We start from the raw sequence: 942 nt of genomic DNA on the forward strand, positions 1-942 counted from the left end.
CAGCTCATCGGCGACGTGATCAACAACCTCAACACGGTGCTGACGACCGTCGATCAACGCAGCGCGCAGTTCTCGGCCAGCGTCGACCAGTTGCAGCAGCTGATCACCGGGCTGGCCCAGCACAAGGACGACATCGCGGGCGCCATCCCGCCGCTGGCCTCCACGACGACGGATTTGACGGACCTGCTGAAGAATTCGCGCCGGCCGCTGCAGGGCATCCTGGAGAACACCCGGCCGCTGGCCACCGAGATAGACAACCGCAAGGCCGAGGTGAACAACGACGTCGAACAGCTCGGCGAGGACTACCTGCGGCTGTCCGCCTTGGGCGCCTACGGGTCGTTCTTCAACATCTACTTCTGTTCCGTGACGATCAAGATCAACGGCCCGGCCGGCAGCGACATCCTGCTGCCGCTCGGTGGCCAGGTGGATCCCAGCAAGGGGAGGTGTGCTTTTGCCAAGTAACGCAAGGCATGAGCGCGATCCACTGCGCACCGGCATTTTCGGTGTGGTGCTGGTGGTTTGCGTGGTGCTCATCGCGTTCGGCTACTCCGGATTGCCGTTTTGGCCGCAGGGCAAGATCTATGACGCCTACTTCACCGACGCGGGCGGCATCAATCCCGGCAACGCCGTTTATGTTTCGGGTTTCAAGGTCGGCAAGGTGACCTCGGTGGGTCTGGCCGGCGACAGCGCCAAGATCACTTTCAGCGTCGACCGCCACGTCGCCGTCGGCGACCAGTCGCTGGCCGCGATCCGCACCGACACCATCCTCGGCGAGCGCTCCATCTCGGTGACCCCGGCCGGTGGCGGCAAGGCGACCACCATCCCGCTCAGCCGCACGACGACGCCGTACACGCTCGCCGGTGCGCTCGAGGACTTGGGGCAGAACGCCAACAATCTGGACAAGCCGCAGTTCGAGAAGGCGCTGAACGTGCTGACCGACAC

General features: G+C 64.4%; 2 protein-coding genes. Both read left to right on the forward strand.

Translation table 11 applies throughout. The annotated features are described in order from the left end of the window. Nucleotides 1-462 (forward strand): MCE family protein (locus A5659_RS05815; protein WP_231997751.1); only part of this gene is annotated, 462 nt, incomplete at its 5' end. Continuing rightward, nucleotides 452-942, forward strand: a 491-nt coding sequence (locus A5659_RS05820; protein WP_156748853.1) for an MCE family protein, incomplete at its 3' end; no start/stop codon positions are given. The genes A5659_RS05815 and A5659_RS05820, both read left to right, overlap by 11 nt.

Source organism: Mycobacterium sp. 1165196.3 (assembly GCF_001673415.1).
In the GTDB taxonomy this organism is placed as follows: domain Bacteria; phylum Actinomycetota; class Actinomycetes; order Mycobacteriales; family Mycobacteriaceae; genus Mycobacterium; species Mycobacterium europaeum_A.